The organism is Branchiibius hedensis, assembly GCF_900108585.1.
GTDB classification, from domain to species: domain Bacteria; phylum Actinomycetota; class Actinomycetes; order Actinomycetales; family Dermatophilaceae; genus Branchiibius; species Branchiibius hedensis.
Genome location: NZ_UESZ01000001.1, coordinates 3,186,042 through 3,209,293 on the forward strand (window position 1 = coordinate 3,186,042; position 23,252 = coordinate 3,209,293).

General features: G+C 66.6%; 25 protein-coding genes. 9 read left to right on the forward strand and 16 right to left on the reverse strand.

Annotation, left to right across the window (positions count from 1 at the left end; genetic code table 11):
- Window positions 1-51: 51 nt before the first annotated feature.
- Both glpK (DR843_RS15445) and DR843_RS15450 read right to left on the reverse strand, forming a co-directional pair.
- A complete protein-coding gene (gene glpK / locus DR843_RS15445; protein ID WP_109687233.1) occupies window positions 52-1,575 on the reverse strand; it encodes a glycerol kinase GlpK in 1,524 nt (507 codons plus the stop codon).
- Window positions 1,576-1,602: 27 nt separating this feature from the next.
- The gene (locus DR843_RS15450; RefSeq protein ID WP_109687235.1) at window positions 1,603-2,412 is read right to left on the reverse strand and encodes an MIP/aquaporin family protein; all 810 of its coding nucleotides are present in this window, start codon (window positions 2,410-2,412) and stop codon (window positions 1,603-1,605) included.
- Window positions 2,413-2,539: 127 nt separating this feature from the next.
- Here DR843_RS15450 and DR843_RS15455 point away from each other — a divergent pair, with 127 nt between their 5' ends.
- Together DR843_RS15455 and glpK (DR843_RS15460) are read left to right on the forward strand one after the other, a co-directional pair.
- On the forward strand, window positions 2,540-3,298 hold the full coding sequence (locus DR843_RS15455) for an IclR family transcriptional regulator (RefSeq protein WP_109687237.1): 759 nt from the start codon (window positions 2,540-2,542) through the stop codon (window positions 3,296-3,298).
- Window positions 3,295-4,833, forward strand: coding sequence for a glycerol kinase GlpK (glpK, locus tag DR843_RS15460; protein ID WP_109687239.1), 1,539 nt, complete (start codon window positions 3,295-3,297; stop codon window positions 4,831-4,833). The genes DR843_RS15455 and glpK (DR843_RS15460) overlap by 4 nt, the downstream gene beginning before the upstream one ends.
- Before the next feature lie 45 nt (window positions 4,834-4,878).
- Here glpK (DR843_RS15460) and DR843_RS15465 read toward each other — a convergent pair whose 3' ends face one another.
- The 3 genes from DR843_RS15465 to DR843_RS20615 form a co-directional block, all read right to left on the reverse strand.
- Window positions 4,879-5,457 (reverse strand): YggT family protein, encoded by a 579-nt coding sequence (locus DR843_RS15465; RefSeq protein WP_170119890.1) that lies wholly within the window; start codon window positions 5,455-5,457, stop codon window positions 4,879-4,881.
- A 56-nt stretch (window positions 5,458-5,513) separates the two neighbouring features.
- Complete coding sequence (locus tag DR843_RS15470; protein ID WP_109687244.1) at window positions 5,514-6,395, reverse strand: NYN domain-containing protein; 882 nt, start codon at window positions 6,393-6,395, stop codon at window positions 5,514-5,516.
- A 214-nt stretch (window positions 6,396-6,609) separates the two neighbouring features.
- Window positions 6,610-6,792, reverse strand: coding sequence for a barstar family protein (locus tag DR843_RS20615; RefSeq protein ID WP_245934150.1), 183 nt, complete (start codon window positions 6,790-6,792; stop codon window positions 6,610-6,612).
- Between the two features lie 46 nt (window positions 6,793-6,838).
- Here DR843_RS20615 and DR843_RS15480 point away from each other — a divergent pair, with 46 nt between their 5' ends.
- Window positions 6,839-7,606, forward strand: a complete 768-nt coding sequence (locus DR843_RS15480; protein ID WP_146202597.1) for an endonuclease/exonuclease/phosphatase family protein — start codon at window positions 6,839-6,841, stop codon at window positions 7,604-7,606.
- A gap of 5 nt (window positions 7,607-7,611) precedes the next feature.
- Here DR843_RS15480 and DR843_RS15485 read toward each other — a convergent pair whose 3' ends face one another.
- Together DR843_RS15485 and DR843_RS15490 are read right to left on the reverse strand one after the other, a co-directional pair.
- Window positions 7,612-7,980, reverse strand: coding sequence for a hypothetical protein (locus tag DR843_RS15485; protein ID WP_146202598.1), 369 nt, complete (start codon window positions 7,978-7,980; stop codon window positions 7,612-7,614).
- Between the two features lie 117 nt (window positions 7,981-8,097).
- A complete protein-coding gene (locus DR843_RS15490) occupies window positions 8,098-9,114 on the reverse strand; it encodes an alpha/beta fold hydrolase (RefSeq protein WP_146202599.1) in 1,017 nt (338 codons plus the stop codon).
- Window positions 9,115-9,266: 152 nt separating this feature from the next.
- On the opposite strand from DR843_RS15490, the gene DR843_RS20140 reads away from it, so the two are divergent.
- Both DR843_RS20140 and DR843_RS15495 read left to right on the forward strand, forming a co-directional pair.
- Entirely contained in the window at window positions 9,267-9,425 is a 159-nt protein-coding gene (locus DR843_RS20140; protein WP_170119891.1) for a hypothetical protein, read from the forward strand.
- Between the two features lie 96 nt (window positions 9,426-9,521).
- A complete protein-coding gene (locus DR843_RS15495) occupies window positions 9,522-11,078 on the forward strand; it encodes an SLC13 family permease (RefSeq protein WP_245934151.1) in 1,557 nt (518 codons plus the stop codon).
- Between the two features lie 4 nt (window positions 11,079-11,082).
- Here DR843_RS15495 and DR843_RS15500 read toward each other — a convergent pair whose 3' ends face one another.
- Together DR843_RS15500 and DR843_RS15505 are read right to left on the reverse strand one after the other, a co-directional pair.
- A complete protein-coding gene (locus DR843_RS15500; RefSeq protein WP_109687252.1) occupies window positions 11,083-12,033 on the reverse strand; it encodes an aldo/keto reductase in 951 nt (316 codons plus the stop codon).
- A 9-nt stretch (window positions 12,034-12,042) separates the two neighbouring features.
- Window positions 12,043-12,870, reverse strand: coding sequence for a uracil-DNA glycosylase (locus tag DR843_RS15505; RefSeq protein ID WP_342767189.1), 828 nt, complete (start codon window positions 12,868-12,870; stop codon window positions 12,043-12,045).
- A 133-nt stretch (window positions 12,871-13,003) separates the two neighbouring features.
- On the opposite strand from DR843_RS15505, the gene DR843_RS20145 reads away from it, so the two are divergent.
- The gene (locus DR843_RS20145) at window positions 13,004-13,774 is read left to right on the forward strand and encodes a phage tail tip lysozyme (RefSeq protein ID WP_211310260.1); all 771 of its coding nucleotides are present in this window, start codon (window positions 13,004-13,006) and stop codon (window positions 13,772-13,774) included.
- Between the two features lie 14 nt (window positions 13,775-13,788).
- Here DR843_RS20145 and DR843_RS15515 read toward each other — a convergent pair whose 3' ends face one another.
- The gene (locus DR843_RS15515; protein WP_109687256.1) at window positions 13,789-14,385 is read right to left on the reverse strand and encodes a hypothetical protein; all 597 of its coding nucleotides are present in this window, start codon (window positions 14,383-14,385) and stop codon (window positions 13,789-13,791) included.
- A gap of 135 nt (window positions 14,386-14,520) precedes the next feature.
- On the opposite strand from DR843_RS15515, the gene DR843_RS15520 reads away from it, so the two are divergent.
- Entirely contained in the window at window positions 14,521-14,898 is a 378-nt protein-coding gene (locus DR843_RS15520; protein WP_109687257.1) for a DUF427 domain-containing protein, read from the forward strand.
- Window positions 14,899-14,917: 19 nt separating this feature from the next.
- On the forward strand, window positions 14,918-15,190 hold the full coding sequence (locus DR843_RS15525) for an acylphosphatase (protein ID WP_109687259.1): 273 nt from the start codon (window positions 14,918-14,920) through the stop codon (window positions 15,188-15,190).
- Window positions 15,191-15,465: 275 nt separating this feature from the next.
- Here the strand turns inward: DR843_RS15525 and DR843_RS15535 are convergent, their stop codons facing one another.
- From DR843_RS15535 to DR843_RS15550, 4 genes are all read right to left on the reverse strand, one after another.
- Entirely contained in the window at window positions 15,466-15,768 is a 303-nt protein-coding gene (locus DR843_RS15535) for a type II toxin-antitoxin system HicB family antitoxin (RefSeq protein ID WP_245934152.1), read from the reverse strand.
- Window positions 15,769-15,797: 29 nt separating this feature from the next.
- A complete protein-coding gene (locus tag DR843_RS15540) occupies window positions 15,798-16,052 on the reverse strand; it encodes a toxin HicA (RefSeq protein WP_245934153.1) in 255 nt (84 codons plus the stop codon).
- A 161-nt stretch (window positions 16,053-16,213) separates the two neighbouring features.
- Window positions 16,214-18,886, reverse strand: coding sequence for a replicative DNA helicase (locus DR843_RS15545; protein WP_170119892.1), 2,673 nt, complete (start codon window positions 18,884-18,886; stop codon window positions 16,214-16,216).
- Window positions 18,887-19,328: 442 nt separating this feature from the next.
- Window positions 19,329-19,748, reverse strand: coding sequence for a hypothetical protein (locus tag DR843_RS15550; protein WP_109687262.1), 420 nt, complete (start codon window positions 19,746-19,748; stop codon window positions 19,329-19,331).
- Window positions 19,749-19,911: 163 nt separating this feature from the next.
- On the opposite strand from DR843_RS15550, the gene DR843_RS15555 reads away from it, so the two are divergent.
- Entirely contained in the window at window positions 19,912-20,640 is a 729-nt protein-coding gene (locus tag DR843_RS15555) for an AIM24 family protein (RefSeq protein ID WP_109687264.1), read from the forward strand.
- A gap of 6 nt (window positions 20,641-20,646) precedes the next feature.
- Here DR843_RS15555 and DR843_RS15560 read toward each other — a convergent pair whose 3' ends face one another.
- Entirely contained in the window at window positions 20,647-21,762 is a 1,116-nt protein-coding gene (locus DR843_RS15560) for a peptidoglycan-binding protein (protein ID WP_170119893.1), read from the reverse strand.
- Window positions 21,763-21,825: 63 nt separating this feature from the next.
- A complete protein-coding gene (locus tag DR843_RS15565) occupies window positions 21,826-22,974 on the reverse strand; it encodes a C40 family peptidase (protein ID WP_109687267.1) in 1,149 nt (382 codons plus the stop codon).
- Window positions 22,975-23,252: the final 278 nt, after the last annotated feature.

Here is a 23,252-nt window from a genome sequence, read left to right on the forward strand (position 1 = left end):
GGGGTGACGACTGCGCCGGGGCCCGCGACGTCGCGGGCCCCGGCGGTGGTGTCAGTCGGCGTCGACGTCGACCCAGTTGAGGGTGCGGTCGATGGCCTTGCGCCATCCGACGTACCCCTCGGCACGCTGCTCGTCGTTCCACTCCGGCTTCCAGCGGTTGCCTTCGTGCCAGTTGGCGCGCAACTCGTCGGTGTCCTTCCAGAAGCCGACGGCCAGACCAGCGGCGTACGCCGCGCCAAGACAGGTCGTCTCGGCCAGCACCGGGCGGCTCACCTCGACACCCAGGATGTCGGACTGGATCTGCATGCACAGGTTGTTGGCGGTGACACCGCCGTCGACCTTGAGCACCTCCAGCTTCACGCCGGAGTCCTTCTCCATGGCGTCCGCGACGTCCTTGCTCTGGTAGCAGATCGCCTCGAGCGTGGCCCGCGCCAGGTGCGCGTTGGTGTTGTAGCGGGACAAGCCCACGATCACACCGCGTGCATCCGAGCGCCAGTACGGCGCGAACAGACCGGAGAACGCCGGGACGAAGTAGACGCCACCGTTGTCCTCGACCTGACCGGCCAGCCGCTCGGTGTCGGCAGCACCGGAGATGATGCCGAGTTGGTCACGCAGCCACTGCACCGCTGAACCGGTCACCGCGATGGAACCCTCCAGCGCGTAGATCGGCTTGTTGTTGCCGAAGCGGTAGCAGACCGTGGTCAGCAGACCGGCGTTGCTGCGCACCAGTTCCTCACCGGTGTTGAGCAACATGAAGTTGCCCGTGCCGTAGGTGTTCTTGGCCTCGCCGGGTGCGAAACACACCTGGCCGACCGTGGCCGCCTGCTGGTCACCGAGCACACCGGTGATCGGCACCTCTGCGTGGAACGGACCGTGCGGGTCGGTCACGCCGTACGCCTCGGCGTCGGAGGAGGACACGATTTCCGGGAGCATCGCCTTGGGAATGTTGAACAGCGCGAGCAGTTCGTCATCCCACTGGCAGGTCTCCAGATCCATCAGCATGGTCCGGCTGGCGTTCGTCACGTCGGTCACGTGCCGGCCGCCCTCGGTGCCACCGGTGAGGTTCCAGGTGACCCAGCAGTCCGTCGTACCGAAAAGCGCGTCGCCCTTCTCGGCGTCCGCACGCAAGCCGTCGACGTTTTCCAACAGCCACTGGATCTTGCCGCCGGAGAAGTAGGTCGCCGGCGGCAGTCCCGCGCGCTGACGGATCAGGTCACCGTGACCGTCCCGCTCGAGGCGGGAGGCGATCTTGTCGGTGCGGGTGTCCTGCCAGACGATCGCGTTGTAGTACGGACGACCGGTGTTCTTGTTCCAGACCACCGTGGTTTCACGCTGGTTGGTGATGCCGACGGCGGCCAGGTCAGCAGCCGTGAGGTTTGCCCGACTCAGCGCGGTCTGGATCACCGAGCTGGTGCGCTCCCAGATCTCGATCGGGTCATGCTCGACCCAACCGGCCTTGGGCATGATCTGCTCGTGCTCCAACTGGTGACGCGCGACCTCTTCACCGTCATGGTTGAAGATCATGAACCGGGTGCTGGTGGTGCCCTGGTCGACGGCTCCTACGTACTCAGCCATTTACTCTCTCCTTTGAAAGTCGGGTTGTCACTGGTTGGGAAGGGGCTCGCCGGCCGCTTCCTGCTCGGGCTCGTCGTGGACGACGTCCAGGCCGCGGTCGATCAGCAGCTTGAACAGTCCGCCGCCGACCACACCACCGATGAGCGGTGCGACGATCGGCAACCAGAAGTAGTAGTTACCGCCGGGCTCCTTCATCGCGGTGCTGTAGCCGGTGATCCAGGACGCCAGACGCGGGCCGAAGTCACGTGCCGGGTTGATGGCGTAGCCGGCGTTCGCACCCCAGGCCATACCGATCGCGACCACCAACAGACCGACCAGCAACGGACCCAGGTTGGACAGCGGCGGGTTGTTGCGCGCGTTGGTCAGCGCGAAGATCACGAAGACCAGGATGGCGGTGCCGACGATCTGGTCGAAGAATGCCGTGGTCATGGTGACGTGCGTGCCGGGCAGGGTCGAGAAGATGCCCTGCGACTTGAAGGTGTGACCGGGGTCGATCGAGTTGATCAGGTCGGCGTAGGTGAACCGCACGATGATCGCGGCCACGAACGCACCAGCGGTCTGGGCCAGGGAGTAGGGCAACACCTTCTTCCAGGAGAAGCCCTGGAAGGTGGCCAGGGCCACCGTGACGGCCGGGTTCAGGTGCGCACCGGAGATCCGGGCGGATACGTAAACACCGAGCGTGACACCCAGGCCCCAGGCCCAGGCGATGGAGTCGTGATCACCCTGTGCGCCGTTGCCGGTGACGACCTGCGCCACCACACCAACACCGAACAGGATGAGGATGCACGTGCCGGCGAACTCCGCGAGGAGTTCCCAAGTCAGCGTGTCTTTCTTCATGGGCAGGTCCTTTCGTCGCCTCGTTGCGATGTGGATCACACAACACTGCCTGCCGGAGCGACGCCATAGCCAGCGTTCGACATACGCGAACGATGGTTCGGCCATGTCGAACGGCTTAAGATGAGCTGTGCCCGCCCCCATTCAGTCGATCGAACGAGCCGCCAACCTGCTGCACCTGTTGGCTGCCGCCACCGAGCCGGTCATGCTCGGGGAGTTGGCCCGGATGCTGGACCTGCCGAAGCCGACCGTGCATGGCATCGTCCGCACCCTCGTCGACGTGGGCTTCGCCGCGCAGGAGCCGGAGACCGGCCGCTATCTGATCGGCCCCGGCCTGGCCCGGCTGGGGCAGACGCTCGACCCCCACCTGTTGCGCTCGCGGGCCGCCAACTGGGCTGACCAACTGGCTGCGACCACTGGCTTGGAAGTGCAACTGGGCGTCCTCAGCGGCAACGGTGTCCTGCTGTTGCACCACGTGTTCCGCCCGGACGGCTCACCGCAACGACTGCGCATCGACGAACGGCAACCGCTGCACGCGACGTCCCTCGGCCAGGTGCTGCTCGCCTTCTCCTCGGCCGCCGGCCGCCTGCATTCCCTGGAGTTGCACCCGTTCACCGCCGCGACGATCACCAGCCGCACCCAACTGGCGCGCACCATGTCGCAAGTGCGCCGCCAGGGGTACGCCGTGGCGGACGGCACGCTGACCCCCGGAGTAGCCGCGGTGGCGGCCCCGATCCTGCACTACGCAGGGGTCGGCGTCGGCGCACTGGCCGTCGTCGGCCGGTCAGCACGAATGCTGGACTCCCGTGGTCGGCCCCGCGAACGACTGCCCGAACGGGTCGTCGACGCCGCGACCGCCATCTCACTCACCCTGCAGGAGCGTCTGTGAACGCCCGATACGTCGCCGCCCTCGACCAGGGCACCACCTCGACCCGGTGCATGATCTTCGACCAGCGTGGCCGGATGGTCACCGTCGCCCAGCACGAGCAGCGGCAGTTCTTCCCGCAGCCGGGCTGGGCCGAGCACGACGCCGAGGAAATCCTCAACAACACCCTGCGCGTCTTGCCTGAGGCGCTGAAATCCGCCGGGCTGCTCACCACGGACATCGCCGCGCTGGGCATCGCCAACCAGCGCGAGACCACCGTGGTGTGGGACCGGTTGACCGGCAAGCCGCTGGCACCGGCCATCACCTGGCAGGACACCCGGTCCAGCCAGATCGTCGCGGATCTGCAGCGCGGCCCGCACCGCGTGCTGTTCGAGGAGGTGTGCGGCCTGAGTCCGGCCGGCTACTTCGCGGCGCCTCGGCTGCGGTGGTTGCTCGATCACGTGCCGGGACTGGCCCGCCGAGCCCGGTCCGGCGAGGTCGCCTTCGGGACCATGGACAGTTGGCTGACCTGGCACCTGACCGGTGGCCCGGACGGTGGCGTGCACGCCACCGACGTCACCAACGCCAGCCGGACGATGCTGATGAACATCCGCACGCTGGAATGGGATCAGCGGCTGCTGGATGCCATGAGCATCCCCGAGCAAATGCTGCCGGAGATCCGCTCGAATGCGCAGGTGTGGGGAACCTGCGTCGCCGGGATGCCCGGGGTCGCCCTCGGCGGTGCCCTGGGCGACCAGCAAGCAGCGCTCTTCGGGGAGACCTGCTTCAGCGCCGGTGAGGCCAAATGCACTTACGGCACAGGCGCTTTCGTGCTCACCAACACCGGCGATCGACTGACCGGGTCACGCCATGGTCTGATCTCGACCGTCGCCTACTCCCTGGACGGTGAAGAGCCCGTCTACGCGATCGAGGGATCGATCGCGATGGCCGGTGCGCTCGTGCAGTGGTTCCGCGATGCGCTGGAGATGATCGACTCGGCGCCCCAGATCGAGACCCTCGCCCGACAGGTCGAGAGCACCGGCGGTTGCTACATCGTGCCGGCGTTCGCTGGACTGTTCGCTCCGCACTGGCGCCCGGAGGCGCGCGGGGTGATCGTCGGCCTCACGTCGTACGTCAAGAAGGCTCACCTGGCGCGGGCCGTGCTCGAGGCCACCGCCTGGCAGACCGCGGAAGTCGTCGACGCGATGAACGCCGATACCGGACTGGCCATCACGAGCCTGAAGGTGGATGGCGGGATGACCGCCAATCACCTGCTGATGCAGATGGTCTCTGACTTCCTCGGGATCCCCGTCGAACGCACCCTGGTCTCCGAGAGCGTCTCGCTCGGGGCGGCGTACGCCGCGGGGCTGGCCGTCGGGTACTGGCCCGACCTGGAGGGGTTACGTCGCAACTGGCACCGTGCGGGTCGTTGGGAGCCCGGGATGACCGATGCCCTTCGCCAACGCCGACGGGCCGAGTGGGATCGTGCCGTCGAGCACACCCTGGGCTGGGCCCGCGAGGACGAAGAGGACATCGAGGCCCCGTTCGGTGCCCGGTGATGGCCCATCACCCATCGGGTCGGCGACGCCCGCACCCGGGACCGCTCAGGCCGGACCACCGGGGTAGTCGCGATAGTGCGGTTGCTGCCCACCCTGGGGGTGCTCGACCGGCTCTTGCGGCTGGTACTGAGTCGGCTGGTAGTGGTTCGGGTACTGCTGGGCGTAGGCGGCTGCGGCGCGCTGTTGGCCGGCCAGATAGGTCTGCCGGTTCAGAGCATCGGCCCGCTCGCGCTCATACCGGTTCAGTTGTTTGGTGAGCCAGTAGATGGCCAGGTGGATCGCCCAGGCGACGATCGCGTAGACCAACATCGCGAAGAGCACCGAGGTGTCGAGGACGGCGTTGTGCTGGCCGTTGGTGCTCGAAGTGAGGTCGACGCTGGGGAAGATGCCGCGGAAGGGTTCCATGGCCCGCTCCATCGAGCGGTAGATCCAGCGCACGAAACCGGCTTCCTGGCTGGCCCCGAACAACTGCAGGACGAACCCGAGCCCCAGGACAATCTCGACGACCACCACGTAGGCGTAGGCAAGATAGGCAAGCACCCGCCCGAAGGTGAGCAGGGTGCGCTTCTCCTTCGGTGGTTCCGCGGTGAGGCTGGCTGGCGGCGGACTGTTCAGCTGGGACACGGGTCCTGCTCCTGGATCGACGCGGTCAGGTGGTCCTGCCACCCTAACCAGGTGCTTCAGTGCCCAGGTCGCAACCGAACGGTGCGGCTGTGGTGGTCCTCTTCCAACTCGGCGATGGAACTACGGGTCTTGATGAACTCCGAGAACGAGGTCACGCCGAAGTCCTTCTCGTTGAAGGACGGATCCATCCGTTTCATCTGACTCTTCACCTCACCGGCGTTGAACCATTCGGCGTCCGGGTCCTTCTCCCGCAAGATCCGCAACGCGCGCAACAGCAGGCGGGTGGCTTGCCGCGAACTCAGCTGCCCGGTGTCCTTGTCCTCTTCGTCCTTGGTCGGTGTGCTCTTGACCGAGGACCGCTTCTTCGCCGGGGGCTCCTCCACCTCGTCTGCGTCGCGGTCGGAGAGCCCGGGCAGATTGTCGTAGGTGACCAGTTCGTCGACGGCCGCCGCCAGGGAGCGGCTGGTCGCGCCGGCCACACCGACCGCGACGACGTACCTGCCCATCCGCTTCAATCGTTGCGCCAGCGGGATGTAGTCCGAATCCCCTGCCACCAGAACGACAGTCGCCACCGACGGCATCTGGCCCATGTCCTCGAGCGCGTCCACGGCCAGACGGATGTCGGCCCCGTTCTTCGAGCCCGACGCGGGAAACAGCTGGATCAGGTCGACAGCGCGATCGACCAGCTGTTTGCGGTAGTGCACGTTGGCTGGGACCGACCAATCGGCGTACGCACGGGTGAGCGCGAGTCGGCCGTAGGAGGACGCGAAGTCCAGGATGGCGTGCAGATCGACCTCGGCAGCGGCGAGGCGGGCGGCATCGAAGCCCTTGTCCCGGTCCCGCCAGAACGAGCCCTTGCCGTGGACCTGGTCGTAGCGGGAGATCACCACGTTGTCGAAGTCGATGTAGACGGCGACGGCGGCGCTGGGTTCGGGCATGTCCCCGAGTCTGTCAGGCCAGGGTGAGCCCGACACCCGGGTGCTCGGCGAAGACGTCGAGGATCAGCTCGAAGTAGGTCCGCCCGGTGCCGGCCTCGAGGTCGTGCAGTTGCTGCTTGATCAGCGCGTGGTTGAACGGGCCGTCCAGTTTCGCGGTCAGCCAGCGCCGCGTCGTGTCCGCGCCGAGCGCCGTACAGCTCCGGTCGTGGTCGGCCTACACGAACTGCGGATCGTCGTCACCGACCAGGGCGCCGATCCCGCCGTAGAGCAAGTCATTCAACCCATCAAGACTCGAGCCGAGTTGCCAGTCCTCGCCGGCCATCACCAGCCGGTTCATCTCGGCGTAGAAGTCATCGATGGTGTGGATCCGGGCGCCGTCGATCCGGTAGATGGCCATGCCGATCATCCAAGCCGGTCCGCCGAGCTTCTGTACGCTCACCCGCGTGGCCGGGTCACAACGGATCGTCAGTCTCAACGTCTCGGCGCCCGGTGAGCGGCGGGTGCCGGGGTTGGTGCGATGGCTCTTGGATCAGGACGCAGCGGTGTTGGTACTCAGCGAAATCCGCAGCGGCCCTGGTCATCGGGCGTTGTGCGCAGGCCTGCGCGACCAGGGCTTCGCGTTGCACGATGCGCATCCCGCCCGGGGCGAGCGAGGGGTCCTGGTGGCCACCAACGTGCCGACCCTTGACAGCGATGACCCGTACGCCGACCTGTCCGGTCGCGCGATCAAGGTGCGGTTGGCCGACCCGACCGGGCCGGTCGATGTCGTGGCCCTCTACGGTCCGTCATCGCCACCACACGGCATCCCGCCAGACCGAAAGGCGTTGCAGCGTAAGGAATCCTGGCTACACGACTGCATGGCCCAGTTGGAGCGGTCCTGGCCCGCGGCGGACGCGGCCGGCAGTCTGCTCATCGGCGATCTGAACGTGATTCCGCCGGACCATCAGCCGCTCTACCGCTCGACGAAACTCTTCGAGTACGAGTTCTTCTACCGGTTGACCACCGAGTTGCATATGACGGATCTGACGAGCGCGGCGGCCGGCGCTGAGTATGCGCACACCTGGGTGAGCCACCAGGGGCACGGGTACCGGTTCGACCACGCGCTGTGCGACGACCGTCTGGTCGGTCGGGTCACGCAGTGCGTCTTCGACCATGAGCCACGCCTGACCGGGATCACCGACCACAGTGCGATCCGCGTCGTCCTGGACTGATCGGCCTACAAGTACGAGGTGGCCACGAGCAGAGCACAGCTGACGCTGATGACGACCGCCGTAACCCCTAGGCCACGGTCCTGCCTCCGCCACATGTCACTGCGGTCCCGTTCGCGGATCTGCCGGATACCGATCACCGCGACCGAGATCGACAGCAGGCTCAGCGGCAGGACCACGCAGGCGGCGACGTGTCGCGCTCGAGGAAACAGCCAGTCGGTCATACCCGGTGGAGCCATCGCCGCGAGTACCCACAAGAAGCTGAGGCCCACCACCGCAAGCCCACTCGCTGCCGCCAGCACAGCGACGGCGACCGCCCAGCGAACCGTTGCCGCACCAGGTCTGCGCGGTCGCGGCGGTGGCGGTGCATAGGGCACTGCCCCAGCTGGTGTCGTCCAGTGGCTCGGTTGACTCCTCGGTGTCCAGTTCCCCATGACCAGAACGCTATTGAGTCCTGCGGGAGCGTGCAGAGTGGGTTGTGGACAACTCAGCGGTCAGGGCAGGGTGCTGATCGTTCCCGCGGACTGCAGGGCGTCGTACACCGAACCACCCGGGAAGTACGCCGGGTCACCGGTGCCGTCCGCGAACCCGGTCAGCCACCCGGTGGTCAGGGTGCGCACGGCGTTGGTGTTACCCGCCTTCGGCGTCCCGCAGACCAGGTTGAACAGGGCCGTGTTGTCGCTGCCGTAGATGTCCTGGTGCACACCGGTGCTGATCTGGGCACCGTGGAACCGGCCGGGCAGGCTGGTGATCAGCTGCTGCGTACCGCTCTGGTCGGCGTTGCACGAATTCTTCGGACTGGCCAGCGCGTAGACCGGCACGCCGGTCGGGGCCAGTGCGCTCAGACCGGTGGCCAGATTCGAGCCAGCAGGCGACGCGACCGGGTCCTCCAGGACGAGGCCGGTCAGCTGGCTGAACGTGGCCGGGTAGGCCGTGCGGAGCCGGCCGGCGACGTAGCTGACCGCCTCACCGCCGGCGGAGTGACCGACGAAAGCCAGCTTCTGTGGCATGGCCAGGTCGGCCCGACCCGCGGTGACCCGCGCGGCACGGAACGAGGCGTTCAACGCACCGCTGCTGGCGTCCTTGGTGCCGAAGAGCGTGGCGACGTTGTTGAGGTACGCCGTGTTGTTGCCCAGGTTGTTCACCGTGCAGCCGAACAGATCCGCCGAGGGCAATGTCGTTGCAGCGACGAGGAATCCGTTGTCCGCCAGTTGCCGGGCGTAGCCGGCGTAGAGGGATTTGTTCTCGGCGAACCCGTGCTGCAGCCAGACCAGGGCCTTCGCCGCACCGGAGGGGAAGTACCAGTCGACGGGGGTCTGGTAGGTCAGGAAGGCGCACCGCGTGGCGACCGTGGTGGTCACCGCCGGGCTCGTCGCGGCGGCGTGCGCAGTGGGCGCCCAGGCCGTGGCGCCGGCTGCGGCGAGCAGACCCGCCACGGTGAGGATCGACGTACGTCGAGGGGCGGCTGACCGGCGGCGGCGACGGCCAGCGGGTGCGGACGAGAGAGTCATAGGGGGAGTCTGCCCGAACGCGCGTCTTGGTTCTTGAGGGTGGCGACGAATTTCCTTCTTTTTCGTAGGTTGGGTGGTCGCTGTCCGGTTGCGGGGGAACGCTCGACCGGACGGTCTTGATCATTCGTTCCTCCACCCGGAAAGGGTCCGTTATGTCCCCGTGGCTCGCACTCGTCGTGATCGGCGTCATCCTGCTCATCGTCGGTTTCGCCGGCGTCGGCAAACTTCTCATCTGGATCGGCCTGGCCGTCCTGGTCGTCGGCGCGGTCCTGACCTTGCTCGGGAGGGGTCGCAGCAGTATCAACAAGTAGCACGGTGCGCCGACGCCCCTTCGCGATCCCCTCGGTGGATCGTGAAGGGGCGTCCTGCCATTCTGGGCAGACCGGTTGTGTCCCAGGTGGAGGTGTGTGATCGCGGCCAGCACGACGACGTTCGTGATCCTTGTCGTCGCCGTCGCCGTCTTCATCAGCAACAAACTGCCCCCGTCGGTGGTCGCGGTCGCGGTCGCTCTGGCGCTGTATCTGACCGGGGTGCTGACCCTCGGGCAGACCGTGGCCGGCTTCGGTGACCCGCTGATCGTCTACATCGCGAGCCTGTTCGTGGTCAGTGAGGCACTGGACGCCACCGGAGTGACGGCCTTCGCCGGCCAGCAACTCATGGCGCGGACCGGCACTCGGCCGCGGTCCGTCGTACTGGGACTCATGATTTTGGTGGCCGTGCTCACGGCGATCATCAGCGTGAACGGGTCCGTCGCGGCGCTGGTGCCGGTGGGGGTGATTCTGGCAACCAGGATCCGTCGCGCTCCCTCGAAACTGTTGATGCCGATGGCTTTTGCGGCCCACGCCGGATCGTTGCTGACGCTGTTGGGTAGTCCGATCAACCTGCTGGTCTCCGAGGTGTCCCAGGACGCCGGTGCCCGCCCGTTCGGCTTCTTCGAGTTTGCGCTCGCCGGGATCCCTTTGGTGGTGGGCACCTTCGCGATCAACCTCTTCCTCGGGCCGAAGGTGCTGCCGGAGCGGATCCCGCGCGACGCACCGAACGACCTGAGCCAGTACGCCGAGTTGATGGCTCGCGAGTACGACCTGGCCGATGAGGACGCCGCGGTTTCCTACCACGAGGGGCTGAACGAGATCGTCATCCCGCCCCGGTCGTCGTTCATCGGTGAGCACGTCTATGTGGGGATGCCGTTGCAGGGCGACGAACTCTTCGTCGTGGCACTGCGCCGGGGCGGTTCGGCGTTGGAGAGTGCCACGCTGCAGGCGGGCGACATTCTGGTCGTGCGCGGCGGTTGGTCCGCGTTGGACGAGCACCTCGGCGACGCGGATGTCGTCAGTGTCGCTGAGCCGCAGGAGGTTCGGCGGCAGAGCGGCCGGTTCGGGCGGCGGACCTATCTGACCCTGGCCGTCGTGGTGCCGATGTGCGTGTTGCTCGTGGTGGGTGCCGCCCCGCCGGCGATCGTGGTGCTCGCCGCGGCGGTGTTGCTGGTCGCATTGCAGGCCCTGACCCGGGAGCAGGCGCAAAGTGCGATCCAGTTGCCGACGTTGATCACCATCGCCGGGATGATCCCGCTGTCGACGGCGATCCAGACCAGTGGTGCCGCGGACCAGATCTCTTCTCGCCTGGTGACGACGTTCGGGGACTCGCCACGGCTGTTGCTGATCGCGGTGGTCGTGGTGGTGCTGATCCTCGGTCAGTTCATCAGCAATCTGGCAACAGCGCTGATCGTGGCACCGATCGCGATCGCGGTGTCTCAGACCACGCACACCTCGCCGCTGCCGATGTTGATGGCGATCGCGGTGGCGGCGGCCGCTGCCTTCCTGACGCCGGTGGCGACGCCGGCGAACCTGATGATCCAGGAGCCGGCCGGTTACCGCTTCGGCGACTACTGGCGGCTCGGTCTGCCCAATCTGATCCTCTTCGGCCTCGTGGCGGCGTTCCTGGTGCCCGTGATCTGGCCCTTCTGAACCGTCAGGCCCAGGCGCGCTGGGAGCGGGCCGTCCAGTACTCCCGCGGGTCCTGCGCATCCACGAGCAGCTGCTCGATCTGACTCGAGGAGAGGCTGATTGACGCAGCGGCGACGTTTTCCTCGACCTGTGTGGGGGTGACCGCGCCGGACAGGACGTGACCCAGCCACGGCTGGGCAGCCACGGCAGCGAAGGCGGCTTGGTGCAGCGGCAGGTTGAGGACATTCGCCGCCTCGTGCACGCCGGGCGTCTGCGGGTCACCGGCCACCAGTCGTCCGTTGGCAAGGGCTTCCTTGACCACGACATGGACGCCGGCCTCGGCGGCCTCCTGCAACGCCGGCCCGACTGAGGGTTCGAGCAGATTCCACGTCGACTGGACCACCCGGAAGAGCGGTTCGCCGCCCCGGGTGACCTCGATCGCGGCGCGCACGACATCTGCCTGCGCTGGACCAGAGGTGGAGAAGCCGATCCGAATCCCGTTGTCCCGCAGTTCTGCCAGCGCATCGAGCAGCGACTGGTCGGCCAACGCTGGGCTGTCCGGAGTGAGCGAGTGGATCTGGTAGACGTCGAGGTGGCTGCCCAGTTCGTGCTGGGTGGCCGCCACCTGCTCCTGGAACGCCGCGAGCGAATGGTCTTTCTGCTCATGGGTTTCGGCGGTCATCTGCCAGTCACCGACGTAGCGGTAGCCCCACTTGGAGGCCACCGTCACGTCGTCGAGGGCCGGGTGGCCGGCCAGCCAACTGGCCAGGAAACTCTCGGACACGCCGTACGACCGGGCGCAGTCGACGTACCGGACACCCGCTGCGTACGCCGCGTCCAGCACCTGTGCGGTGCGCGCCCGCATCTGCTCCATCGACCGGTGCCCGCCCAGATCATCGCCGCGCCCGGAGGTGATGTACGCCGGTCGGCCGAGTGCCGCCAAACCCAACCCGACCTTCTGCGCGCCTGTGCTCATCTGCCTCTCCTACGTCTGATCCGCGAGTTGCATTGCGCGGGTGATTATTTCGTCGAACATCTGGTGGGTCAGCCGTCCGGTGTAGGTGTTGTGCGGGGACGGGTGGTAGCAGCCGAGCAGGTGCAGTCCGGCGACCGTGGCTTCCGTGCCGTGGCCGAACTTGGGTCGTGGACGGGGGATGTCGACACCGGCGTTGGCGAGCGCGGTGAGGGCCGCGGACCAGCCGATCGCGCCGAGGCACAACACCACACGCGCCGCGGGCAGGACCAGTTCCAGCTCGCGGGCAACCCACGGCGCACAGGTCGAGAGCTCTGCCGGGGTGGGTTTGTTCTTCGGCGGAGCGCAGCGCAGCGGGTTCAGCAGGCGCACCCCGGTCAGGCGTTGTCCGTCGCCGGCGTTGTCCGAGGTCGGCAACGTGGCCAGCCCCGCCCGATGCAGGGCTTCGAAAAGCCAAGCAGCAGAGGGGTCCCCGGTGAAGTTGCGGCCGGTGCGGTTGCCGCCGTTGGCAGCAGGCGCCAGGCCGAAGGCCAGGAGCCACGGCTTGGTGTCCCCGAACCCGGCGACCGGTCGGCCCCAGTACGGCTGGTCGGCGTAGGCGGCCTTCTTGACGTGCGCGCACTCCTTCCGCCAGGCGACCAGGCGGGGGCAGGCGCGACAGACGGTCAGCCGCGCACTGAGTTCGGTGAGATCAGGAGCGTCGGCCGCCAATCGGCGTACGTCGATCGCGGAGTTCGCCCGCGGCGTATCAGAAGTAGCGGCGTCGCCGGGCCAGCCGTCACCCGGGGTCGCCGGCGAGGTCATCAACGCGCCGGTGACCGGGTGCGGCAGCCGTTCCACCGTCCCGACGTTACCCGTCTGCGTGCCCGGCATCGATGGGCTTTGACGACCCGTTCTTGACCCACGCCTAACCATCGCGGCCCTACCGTGGTAATTGCTTTCCCTTCTCCCCCGATTGTGAAAGGAATTACCTATGAAGGCCTCCCGAGCTCTCGCGGCCGTCGCGGCCGTCGGATTCGCGTCGTTGGCGTGGGGCGGGACAGCCCCTGCGCACGCAGATACCAACGGTTGCCCGTCCGGCTACGTGTGCATCTACCCCAGCAACTCGTGGGGCACCCCGTCCTTGAAGTTCTACAACTACGGCGCCACGAATCTGTCGAACGTCGTGGGTACCCACCGCGTCTTCAACAACCAGACCGGCGGCGCGATCGTTCAGTTGTGCACGGCGTACAACGGTGGCGGCTGCGGCGCCGCACAGGCACCGGGCTGGTACGCGGATGTCGATCTGACCCCGATCAATTCCGTCAATCTCGCAGCCCAGGCGCCCGCCAACAACCAGACGGCGGCCTTCAACTTCTTCCGCTCCATCGGCTACACCCGGGAGCAGGCGGCCGGAGTGGTCGGCAACCTCATGCAGGAGTCGGGTACCAGCGTGAATCCGGGTGCCGTGCAACCGGGTGGACCGGGCCGAGGGATCGCGCAGTGGAGCGTCGGGGACCGGTGGGACACGTTGGTCTCCTGGGCGCAGAGCCGCGGCGAGGACCCGTGGGCGCTGCAGACCCAGTTGGAGTTCATCCAGCACGAGCTGGACACGCAGGGTTGGCTCGGCAAGTCCCAATTGACCTCTGCCACAACGGTATACGACGCGACCGTGGCTTTTGAGGACAACTACGAGCGCTGTGGCGACTGTCAGACCTCGACCCGGGTTTCGTACGCGACCCAGGTCTACAACGCTCACCCGTGACGGCCTTTTCGCGCTCAGGACAGGCGGTGCACGCTGAATTCCTCGAAGTAGGCCAACCCGGCCCAGCCGTGGTCCTCCCGCGCGGAGAAGTTCGTCCAGACCTTCTCACCCGGTGTGGACGTGCTGATCGTCGCGGTCAGCCAGGACGTCTGCGCATTCGAGTTCGAGGCCATGCTGACCTCGCCGAACGGGCCGCTCATCCGCATCGTCTGAGCGCTGCCGCGGAACGCGAGCGCGACCAGGTAGGTGCCGGGGTCGGCGATCGTGTAGGACGCGTAGCCGACGCTGCCCTCCCACTCCCCGACGCTTGCGCCGACCTGGTGGATCGAGCCCATGAAGACCAGACCCGCGGTGCAGTCCCACCGCCCGGGTGCGTAGAAGTCGAGAAGCCCGTTATCGGCGTACGGCGCTCGCGTGGTCAACGTGAGCACCGACGGTCCGAGGTCGGGATGGTCGCCCTGCAGCAGCCGGATGATGTCCGGGTTCAGGTGGAGGCTGACGGAGTCGAACTGCCGGGAGCGCAGATCACGCACGGTCATCGGCAAGTCGGCGGTCAGTTGGGTTGCGGTTGCGGTCAGCGGGACGGTGTCGCGCGTCGCTACGTCGGTCATGGTGGTCTCCTGGTGACGGGGGTTCCTCATCAGGAGACATCCCGACCGCGGTTTGATACCGCTGTTAGCGCTCGTAGCGGCACGCGACTGTGTTCTGCCGCCGTACCGTGGGGATAGCAACGAATCGAGGACGCTATGACTGCCCAGCCCAGACTCGAACCGGGGCCGGATCATCCGATCACCGTTGAGCCCGAAAACCACCGAGTGACAGTGCGTTTCGGTGGTCGCGTCATTGCCTCGAGCAACTCCAGCCTGCGGTTGAATGAGGCGTCGTATCCGGCGGTGCAGTATCTCCCCCGCGCCGATGTGGAGCCGGACGTGCTCACCGAAAGTGACCACACGACGTACTGCCCCTATAAGGGGACGGCTCGCTACCACTGTCTGCGCGACGCGGACGGGAACGTGACCGCTGACAAGGTCTGGTTCTACCCGGAGCCGTACGACGCGGTGTCGCCGATCGCCGACCACCTGGCCTTCTACCCCGACGCGGTGGAAATCTCGGTCGAGGACTGAGCTCGGGCAGGATGACGCTATGCGCCGAGTACGGGTGGTCGTGACCGGGTCCGTCCAGGGCGTCGGCTTCCGGTGGAGCACGCGCACAGTGGCTGACAAATACGGTCTCGCCGGTTGGGTGCGCAACCGCAGTGACGGCGCGGTAGAGGCCGAGCTGGAAGGCTCACCGGAGGTGGTTGACTCGATGCTCGCCTGGCTGCACAAAGGGCCGCCGTCGGCGAGCGTCTCCACCGTGGACGTCGTCGAGATCCCCGCGAAGGGTGAGGCCGGGTTCGTGGTAGAGCCGCACTAGCCGGCGACTGTCGATAGGCCTCGGGGCGAGCTTGGCGGCACTCATGCGGAGTTGTCGTCGTCGCTGGCCCGGAAGGTCCAACGCAGCGCATCCGGGAGCAAGACACCCCCGTGGTTGGGGCTATGCCCGCCGTCGCCCAGAACGAGTGTCGAGAAGCAACGCACACTTCCCGGGCCGCGCGGCGAACGTTGCACTCTTTCATCTCAACTCGGCGGTGTCTGCAGAGTCGGCGGCGGGGATGGCGTCGCCCGGTTCGCGACAGTTGCCCATGTGCCTCAGCTGGCGTTGGTGAGTCGGCGGACGATGAGCTGGTTAATACTGAGCTGTTCTTCGGCGGCCTCGATCGCTAGCCGACGATGCAGGGATTCTCCAACGCGCAGGTTGAATTTGCCGGAGTAGTGGCGCTCCGACAGCGGCTCCGGGATCGTTTCCCCTTCGTCGCGCAAATCTTCCAGGGCTTCTGCGATGACCTGCTCCAACCCGCTCAACGCCTCGATTTGAGTGCTAGCGAGCCAGGACAGGGACGGAAACTCCAGGCAGGTCGCTACGAACTCCTGGTCCTCGACCGACCAGGTCACCCGGTAGGTGTAGTGCGAGATTTCAGTCCTCACGCTCGTCCCAGGTCCTCCTTCTTCTCGATCGCTGCCAGTACCTGCCGCACCTGGTACGGCTTGGCCTTGCCGTGGTCGCTGCCGGATGTTGACCCGCGGATCACCCGGCCACGGAGTCCGGAACACCGCATGCGATCCACCGGTAGTGCGCGGTGGCCGAAGTAGTGTTCGCAGACCTTGTGCAGGTCGCCGTACCGGATGTTCTTGGGGTTTGCCCTCATCGCCGCGACGATCGAGGCGATAGAGGACACGACCTGATGGTACCGTCAGCGGTACCATCAGGGTTCAACCGAGGGCGCTGTTTCCACGCCCGCCCCGCGCCAGCACCATGATTTTGGCCTAGGTGCAATATTCGGCGTCGTTTCTGCAACCTTCGTTGCGTCTCGACAACAACTGACGCCGATATGTCGGCTCAGAACGCCTTTGCCATGTTGGTGAATCGGGCGAAGTGCCCCTGGAACGCAACCGTAATGGTGTCCGTGGGGCCGTTACGGTGCTTGGCCACAATCAGGTCGGCTTCACCAGCGCGCTCGCTCTCGCGGTTCACCGCATCATCGCGGTGCAACAGGATCACCACGTCGGCATCCTGCTCGATCGAATTGTGCACGGCGATCCCGTCGGCGATGAAATTGTGCCCGCCGACAACCGTTGCGTCGAACACTTCCTCCACACCATCCAACTCGACGGCCTTGACGGTGTCCCAGAAAACGTCGTTCACCGCGAAGAGTTCAAGGTCAGCGCTGTCGAGCACCGTTGCCACTCGGGACAACCGTTCGCGAGACGGTGAATGGCGATAAAAGGTGGATCCGCAGTACGCGCCGCCGAGCGCCGCCTGCAGTTGACGAGAGGTCATCCCTCGCTCAGACATCACCTCTTTGACCGTGTCCCAAACTTGGAGGGGAACGGTGTCCACATTGGTGTTCGCTTCGACTCCGCGGATGATCTCCAACAACTGGGTCGCCTGAACACCACGCGCCCCATGGACACCGATTTCCTGCAGGAAACGGCGTTGGCTATCGACTCCCGACACGTCGATCGTGAAGCCGTTTCGATAGCCCGCCTTCTTCGTGACGCGCGTCCGTGTCGAGATACCGAACCGGAGCAGGAGCGTCGACAGGTCATCAACGAGGCGCCTGGACGTCGAGGCGTAGTAGATACGTCCCCCGCGCCGGCTCTTGTTGATCGTCACCGAGCCATCGGTTGCCCAGATGTGACGCAAAAAGAGCGAGATCTGGCGTTTCGAGGCATGGAACAGCCCCTCAGGAACAAACTTCTCGTGACTGCGAAGCCCGAATACGCCCAACTCGTCAAGCCACTGCGCAATCGGGTTCCGCACACCGTGCGTCAAACGGTACGGCGCCCGCAACCGAAGGGTTGTACACCGCGCAGCTGGGTACTCGTCCCATACAGCAACAACACCGAACGACAGTGCCGCCTCTGAAACTGCACGCAGATTCTCTTCATCGACCGACGCGTAGCGCAATGGCTGGCGTCGCAGCATTGAACCGTCTCCGAGCATGTGTGCCAGCAACACGACCTTTGCGTCGTCGTCCCAGGGATCGAACGCTTCAGGGGCTGGAGTATGGCGTGGCACGGCAACCCGCGAACCAACCCGCAAATCCCCTAGAGCCTGCCACCCGTCGTACGTCAGGAACGGATGGTTCTCGGTGGCACGGATCGTCTTTCCGGATGCCAGCGTCAGTCGGAACACCGGCTTCACACCGGTCGAGAAGACGTGCGTCATCGGTCTGGCGACGTATCGCAGCGAGTCGTCCAAGCACCACACCGGTACCTCGCGCTCACCGGACTTGAATAGCGATCCCAGTGTCGTCGGCACGCCCGTGTCCGCTCGCAGCACCCTGGTATCCGCTGTGAGACAACCAGACTCGCGAAGGTCGCTCATCATCGGTCGCTTATCGGTGCGCTGCTCCGGACCTCGGTTCAACTGCGAGATCGCGATCACCGGCACCTCGAGCTCCTTGGCCAGCAACTTCAACGCCCGGGAGAACTCCGAGACTTCCTGCTGGCGCGACTCCACGCGTTTCCCGGACGACATCAGCTGCAGGTAGTCGATGACCACCAGCTTCAGGTTGTGCCGCTCACGCAACCGCCGGCACTTGGAGCGGATCTCCATCAGCGACATGTTCGGCGAATCGTCAATAAACAAAGGCGCATCCGACAACCGACCCGAGGTGTGCGCCAACTTCGCCCAGTCATCGTCACGCAACTGACCCTTGCGCAACTGCTGCAACTGGATCTGCGCCTCCGCCGACAACAAACGCATCGTGATCTCGGTGCGGCTCATTTCCAGCGAGAAGATCACCGTGGACATGTGGTGCTCGATCGCCGCCGAGCGGGCAATGTCCAACCCCAGCGTCGACTTGCCTACCGCCGGTCGCGCCGCGATCACGATCATCTGACCCGCCGACAAACCGTTCGTCAGGTGGTCCAGATCAGTGAAACCCGTTGGCACACCGGTCATGTCGTCGGAGGACCCCGACGCCGCCTCGATGATGTCCAGCGTCGGCTCGACCACCGACCCGATCCGCACGTAGTCCTCGGAGTCCTTGCCCCCACTGACCGCGAACACCTCGGCCTGCGCCGCGTTGATGATGTCGAGGACGTCCCCGTTGCCGGTCGCCTGACCCATCTGCACGATCCGCGTGCCGGCCTCCACCAACCGCCGCAGCACGGCGCGCTCGGCCACGATGTGCGCGTAGTACCCCGCGTTGGAGGCCACCGGCACCGAGTTGATCAGCTCGTGCAGGTACGCCTGACCACCCACCCGCTGCAGGTCGCCACGCTTGGTCAGCTCATCGGCGACCGTGATCGCGTCCGCCGGCTCGCCTCGGCCGTACAGGTCGATGATCGCCGCGTAGATCGTCTCGTGTGCAGGCCGGTAGAAATCCCGGGAGTCCAACTCCTCGGCGGCCTCACCGATCGCGTCCTTGGACAGCAACATCGACCCGAGCACCGACTGCTCGGCGTGCACGTCCTGGGGAGGCAACAGCCCCGGCCCACCAGACCGATCGCCGTACGCCGAGTCCGGCCCTGCGTACCCGGGCTCCGCCTGCGTGCTGGTCACCGACCGCCCCTTCGCTCCGATTGCCGTCAACCCGACCCGCGCAGCGTTGCACGCAGCACCGACAACGAGTTCGGATCACGCGATGAGCAAGGGGTCGGACCCGACGGTAGCGCCGCTGGCCACGCAGACGAAGTCCGTCAGCGGACTCCGCCGAACGGCCTGTGGATAACCTGTGCAAGGGGTGCGCAAAACGCCGCGAGTGACAGTGCACAGGTTGGGGACACCCCTGTGGACAAATCCGCTAGCCAGCGAACTGCAGGCCGCTGACCTGCATAGATGACCCTCCCAGGATGTGCACAGAAAGATTCTCGGCCCCGGTCCATCCTTCGGACTGTCCACAGATCATGACGTGAACGCGCCCCAAGAAAGCGGCCCCACGGTGCATGATGGCCCGTTCCGCGCACCATCGCCGAACGGGCCAGCCACGCCTGGATACCGGTCGTCAGTTGCCCCATGACGGCGGCGGCGGCGGTGGCGGTGGAACGGAGGCGGACCCGCCGCCCAGGGAGCTACCCGCACCACCGGGACCCTCGAGATTGCTCGCCGCGGGTGGTGGCGGCACCGACGCAGTCCCCGCCGCTACCGCACCCGGCGGCGGGGGCGGCGCGCTGGACAGCGCGAACGAACTGATCGCACCTGAACTCTCCGCCGTCTGCAGCGACTCGATCAACCGTGTTCGGTCGGCCGGATCAACCGAGCGGCCGGTGCTCTCCAGATAGGTCAACATCCCCAGGTCTCGGTAGAGCTGGTCAACGTTCTTGTCCAGCGACGACTGACCCGCACCACCCGCCTGGTTGATCGCGGTCTCCGCCTTCGCCGCGAAGTCGGTCGCGGCCGCCTTCGCCTTGTCCATGAAACCCATGTGCTGATTCCTCTCCTCCATTGCCGCTCATGACCAACATCAGGCGTCCCCCGCGAACCAGGCACCCGCCGTACGTCAAGGAGTCGTGACGAACACCAGACGTACGTAACCAGGCTGCACCAGACTCTTGATGGTCACCACCGGAAACCCCCAAGGAGCCCCCATGCCCATCCACGGATCGCTGTTCAAGGACTTCCAGGAGAACCCCGCCGCTGATCCCTTCGTGCTGCAGAACAAGAAGCTGCTCAAGATCTCCATGCAGTACGGCCCGGTCTGGGCCCTCACCGGCTCGATGGTCGCCTACCAGGGCGACGTGCACTTCGAGAACACCGGCTCCGGTGGTTTGGACAAGCTGCTGAAAGCCAAACTGACCGGCGAAGGCGTCAACATGATGCGCTGCACCGGCCAAGGGGAGCTCTTCGTGGCCAACGACGCCACGGAGATCCAGTTGATGTATCTGGAAAACGACTCGATCAGCGTCAACGGCGCCAGCGTGCTGGCGTTCTCCGGGTCCATCGAATGGGACATCCACCGTATCGCCAGCCGCGGCGGGATGACCGCCGGCGGCATGTTCAACGTGGTCCTGCGCGGAACCGGGTACGTCGCGATCACCACCCACGGCGACCCCGTCGCCTTCGAGGTGTCGCAGGGCACCACGTTCGCCGACGCGCAAGCGGTCGTGATGTGGACCGCTGGCGTGCAGATGGACATCAAGGTCGACTCCGGCGGCCTGAAGTCCCTCGTGCGCGGCGGCACCGGCGAAATGCTGCAGATGGCGTTCAGCGGCCAGGGTTACGTGCTGGTCCAACCCGCCGAATCGGTGGTCACCGGCGGCGGGAACCCGGTGCAGGCCACGAGCCCCGGCAACATCCTGAACAATCTGCTCGGCTGAGCCGGGTCAGCCGTTGCGGCTGGTCGCCCACTCCCCTGCGACGTACGACGTGCCCTCCTCGTAGGTGTCCACCACCGAGGCCGCCTTCCAGGTCGAGCAGTTCACCATCTGGAAGTGCAGGTGCGGACCGGTCGAGTGACCCGTGCTGCCCGAGCGGGCGATCGGGGCGCCCTGGGCCACCTGCTGACCCGCGCGCACCGAATACGAGCTGAGGTGGAAGTACTCCTGGCACAGGCCCGAGGCGTCCTGGATCAGCACGTAGTTGCCGCCGCCGGAGATCCACCCCGACCCCTTCACCACCCCGGCCCGCGAGGCGAGCACCTGGGTACCCGAGGGCAACGCGAAGTCCACGGCGTACTGGTCGTAGACCCCGTTGTGCGAGAACGAGCCGTGCGCGCCCTGGCTGACCCGGTAGCTCACCCCTGCCTTCCAGGGCAGCCGGTACGGCGAGTCCGGATCTGCGGGGGCATCACCCGTCCCGCCGCCTCCCGTGGCACTGGTCCCACCGGAGGTCGTCGTGCAACCCAAGGCCTTCCAGGTGGCGGCATCCACCGTGCCGGTCGCCGGGAGCTTCTTGGCGCTCTGGAACTTCTTCACCGCTGCCAGCGTCTTGGCGCCGAACTGACCGTCGACGACCAACCCACCCAGGGCCTTCTGCAACGACTTCACGGCCGCCCCGGACGCGCCGTACCGCAGGGTTGCCGAAGCGGTGCAGGACGCGGTGCCGGATGCGGGAGGTGTCGACCCGGACGTCGACGTGCCCGGCAAGCCACCCAGCGCCTTCCAGGTCAGCGCACCGACCACGCCGTCCGCGACCAGCTTGTGTGAGCGCTGGAAGGCCTTGACGGCGGCGGCAGTCTTGGCGCCGAACTGTCCGTCGACGCTGACGGTGCCCAGTCGCTGCTGCAGCACCTTCACCAGCGATCCGCTGGAGCCGTAGCGCAACACCTGTGCGGCGGTCGGTACGGCGCTCGCCGCCTGGACGTGGGCACCGGACGGGACCGCGGCCGGCGCCGGGGCGGCCGCTTCGGCAGGAGCCGCCCCCAGCGCACTGCCGGCGACGACCGCAGGAAGCGTGGCCGCACAGCCTGCTGCGGCACGCGTCCGTCGGCTGTGTACCAACGGGCGAACCGCATCGCCCCACCCGGGCCGCCGACGCTGATGACGTGGCTCGGCAACCATCGATCAGTTACCGGTCACGTGCCCATAGCTGGACGGCGTGGTGTAGATCGGCTGGATCCGGACCACCTCACCCGGGTGCGGCGCAGCGAGCATCGTGTTGTTACCCAGGTAGATACCGACGTGATAGGCGGGGTTACCGAAGAACACCAGGTCGCCGGGCACCGGGTTGCTCGTGTTGCCCAGGAAGGCCTGCTGGGCGCGCGCCGTGCGCGGCAGGGTGACACCCAACTGGGCGTAGACGTACTTGGTCAGCCCGGAGCAGTCGAAGCCCTGGGCCGGGGTGTTGCCGCCGAGCACGTAGGGAATGCCCAGGTACTGCTTGGCGATCGCGATCGCCTTCTGCTGCAGCGGACCCTGCACCGGGGTCGTGGTGCCACCGCCGGTTCCGGTTCCGGTGCCCGTGCCGGTGCCTCCGGTCGCGGTGGTCCCGCAGGGGAACCCACCTAGTGCCGACCAGGTCGCCGGACCGGCGATCCCGTCGACGACCAGTCCCTTGGCCGCCTGGTAGGACTTCAGGGCGGCCAGGGTCAGCGCGCCGAACTCGCCATCGTCGGCCAAGCCCTTGCCGAGGCGTTGCTGCAGGACCTGCACCGCGTCACCGGAGGCGCCGTAGCGCAGCACCTTGACCGTGCACGACGTCCCGCCAGAACCGGAACCGCCGCCGGTGGAACCACCGGTGCCAGTAGAGCCACCCGGGAACCCGCCCAGCGCCCGCCAGGTCAACGCACCGACGACTCCGTCGGCCACCAGGCCCTTGGAAGTCTGGAATGCCTTGACCGCCGCCAGCGTCTTGGGCCCGAACCAACCGTCGAGTTCCAACCCGCCGAGGCGCTGCTGGATGGTCTTCACCAATGCGCCCGTGTCGTTGTAACTGACGACGACGACCGAACTGGTCGGGGTGGTGGTCACGTGCACCACGCTGGGCGTGCGCACCGCGCTCACCGGGCTCACCGCCGCCTCCGCGGGCGTCGCGGCCAGCACAGCGCCAGCTGAAGCAGGCACGGCCAGCGCAGTACCCGACAGCACCAGTCCCTTGCGGGAGGTCACCATCGGCGCAACCTTCGCCGACAGACCGGGGCGCTGCCGCTGGTGACGAGGTTTGTTCGCCTCGCTCAAGCGCACATCGGGAATCGTGGGGGCAGTCGTGGTCATGAGACCCTCTCGTCGTCGTCCGGCCGTCCGTGTCGGCGCTCGCGTTGTCGAACCGCACCACCGAAGGCCCGGTGGCAGGGGTGGAACTGCGTGCAGGACCTGGCGCGGGACCCCTCCGGCCGCCTACGACTAAGGACTATGCCGGGCGTGTGACGAATGTGAAAGATGGTGCCAACGAGACTGTCGGGGCTGACGGTGCCACTGGTGTCAAGCATCGACACGCAGGATTTCCGGGGCTCGCGCTGCCAGATCCGCGTCATTTCAAGGCAGACGCGGTT

Excerpts from the sequence above, each read along its gene's own strand:
- DR843_RS15515 (WP_109687256.1), bottom strand. The coding sequence starts at position 14,385 with ATGACCGACGTAGCGACGCGCGACACCGTCCCGCTGACCGCAACCGCA.
- DR843_RS20615 (WP_245934150.1), bottom strand. The coding sequence starts at position 6,792 with ATGGCCATCTACCGGATCGACGGCGCCCGGATCCACACCATCGATGAC.
- DR843_RS15525 (WP_109687259.1), top strand. The coding sequence starts at position 14,918 with ATGCGCCGAGTACGGGTGGTCGTGACCGGGTCCGTCCAGGGCGTCGGC.
- DR843_RS15555 (WP_109687264.1), top strand. The coding sequence starts at position 19,912 with ATGCCCATCCACGGATCGCTGTTCAAGGACTTCCAGGAGAACCCCGCC.
- DR843_RS15565 (WP_109687267.1), bottom strand. The coding sequence starts at position 22,974 with ATGACCACGACTGCCCCCACGATTCCCGATGTGCGCTTGAGCGAGGCG.
- DR843_RS15520 (WP_109687257.1), top strand. The coding sequence starts at position 14,521 with ATGACTGCCCAGCCCAGACTCGAACCGGGGCCGGATCATCCGATCACC.
- DR843_RS20140 (WP_170119891.1), top strand. The coding sequence starts at position 9,267 with ATGTCCCCGTGGCTCGCACTCGTCGTGATCGGCGTCATCCTGCTCATC.
- DR843_RS15550 (WP_109687262.1), bottom strand. The coding sequence starts at position 19,748 with ATGGGTTTCATGGACAAGGCGAAGGCGGCCGCGACCGACTTCGCGGCG.
- DR843_RS15450 (WP_109687235.1), bottom strand. The coding sequence starts at position 2,412 with ATGAAGAAAGACACGCTGACTTGGGAACTCCTCGCGGAGTTCGCCGGC.
- glpK (WP_109687233.1), bottom strand. The coding sequence starts at position 1,575 with ATGGCTGAGTACGTAGGAGCCGTCGACCAGGGCACCACCAGCACCCGG.
- DR843_RS20145 (WP_211310260.1), top strand. The coding sequence starts at position 13,004 with ATGAAGGCCTCCCGAGCTCTCGCGGCCGTCGCGGCCGTCGGATTCGCG.
- DR843_RS15470 (WP_109687244.1), bottom strand. The coding sequence starts at position 6,395 with ATGCCCGAACCCAGCGCCGCCGTCGCCGTCTACATCGACTTCGACAAC.
- DR843_RS15490 (WP_146202599.1), bottom strand. The coding sequence starts at position 9,114 with ATGACTCTCTCGTCCGCACCCGCTGGCCGTCGCCGCCGCCGGTCAGCC.
- DR843_RS15500 (WP_109687252.1), bottom strand. The coding sequence starts at position 12,033 with ATGAGCACAGGCGCGCAGAAGGTCGGGTTGGGTTTGGCGGCACTCGGC.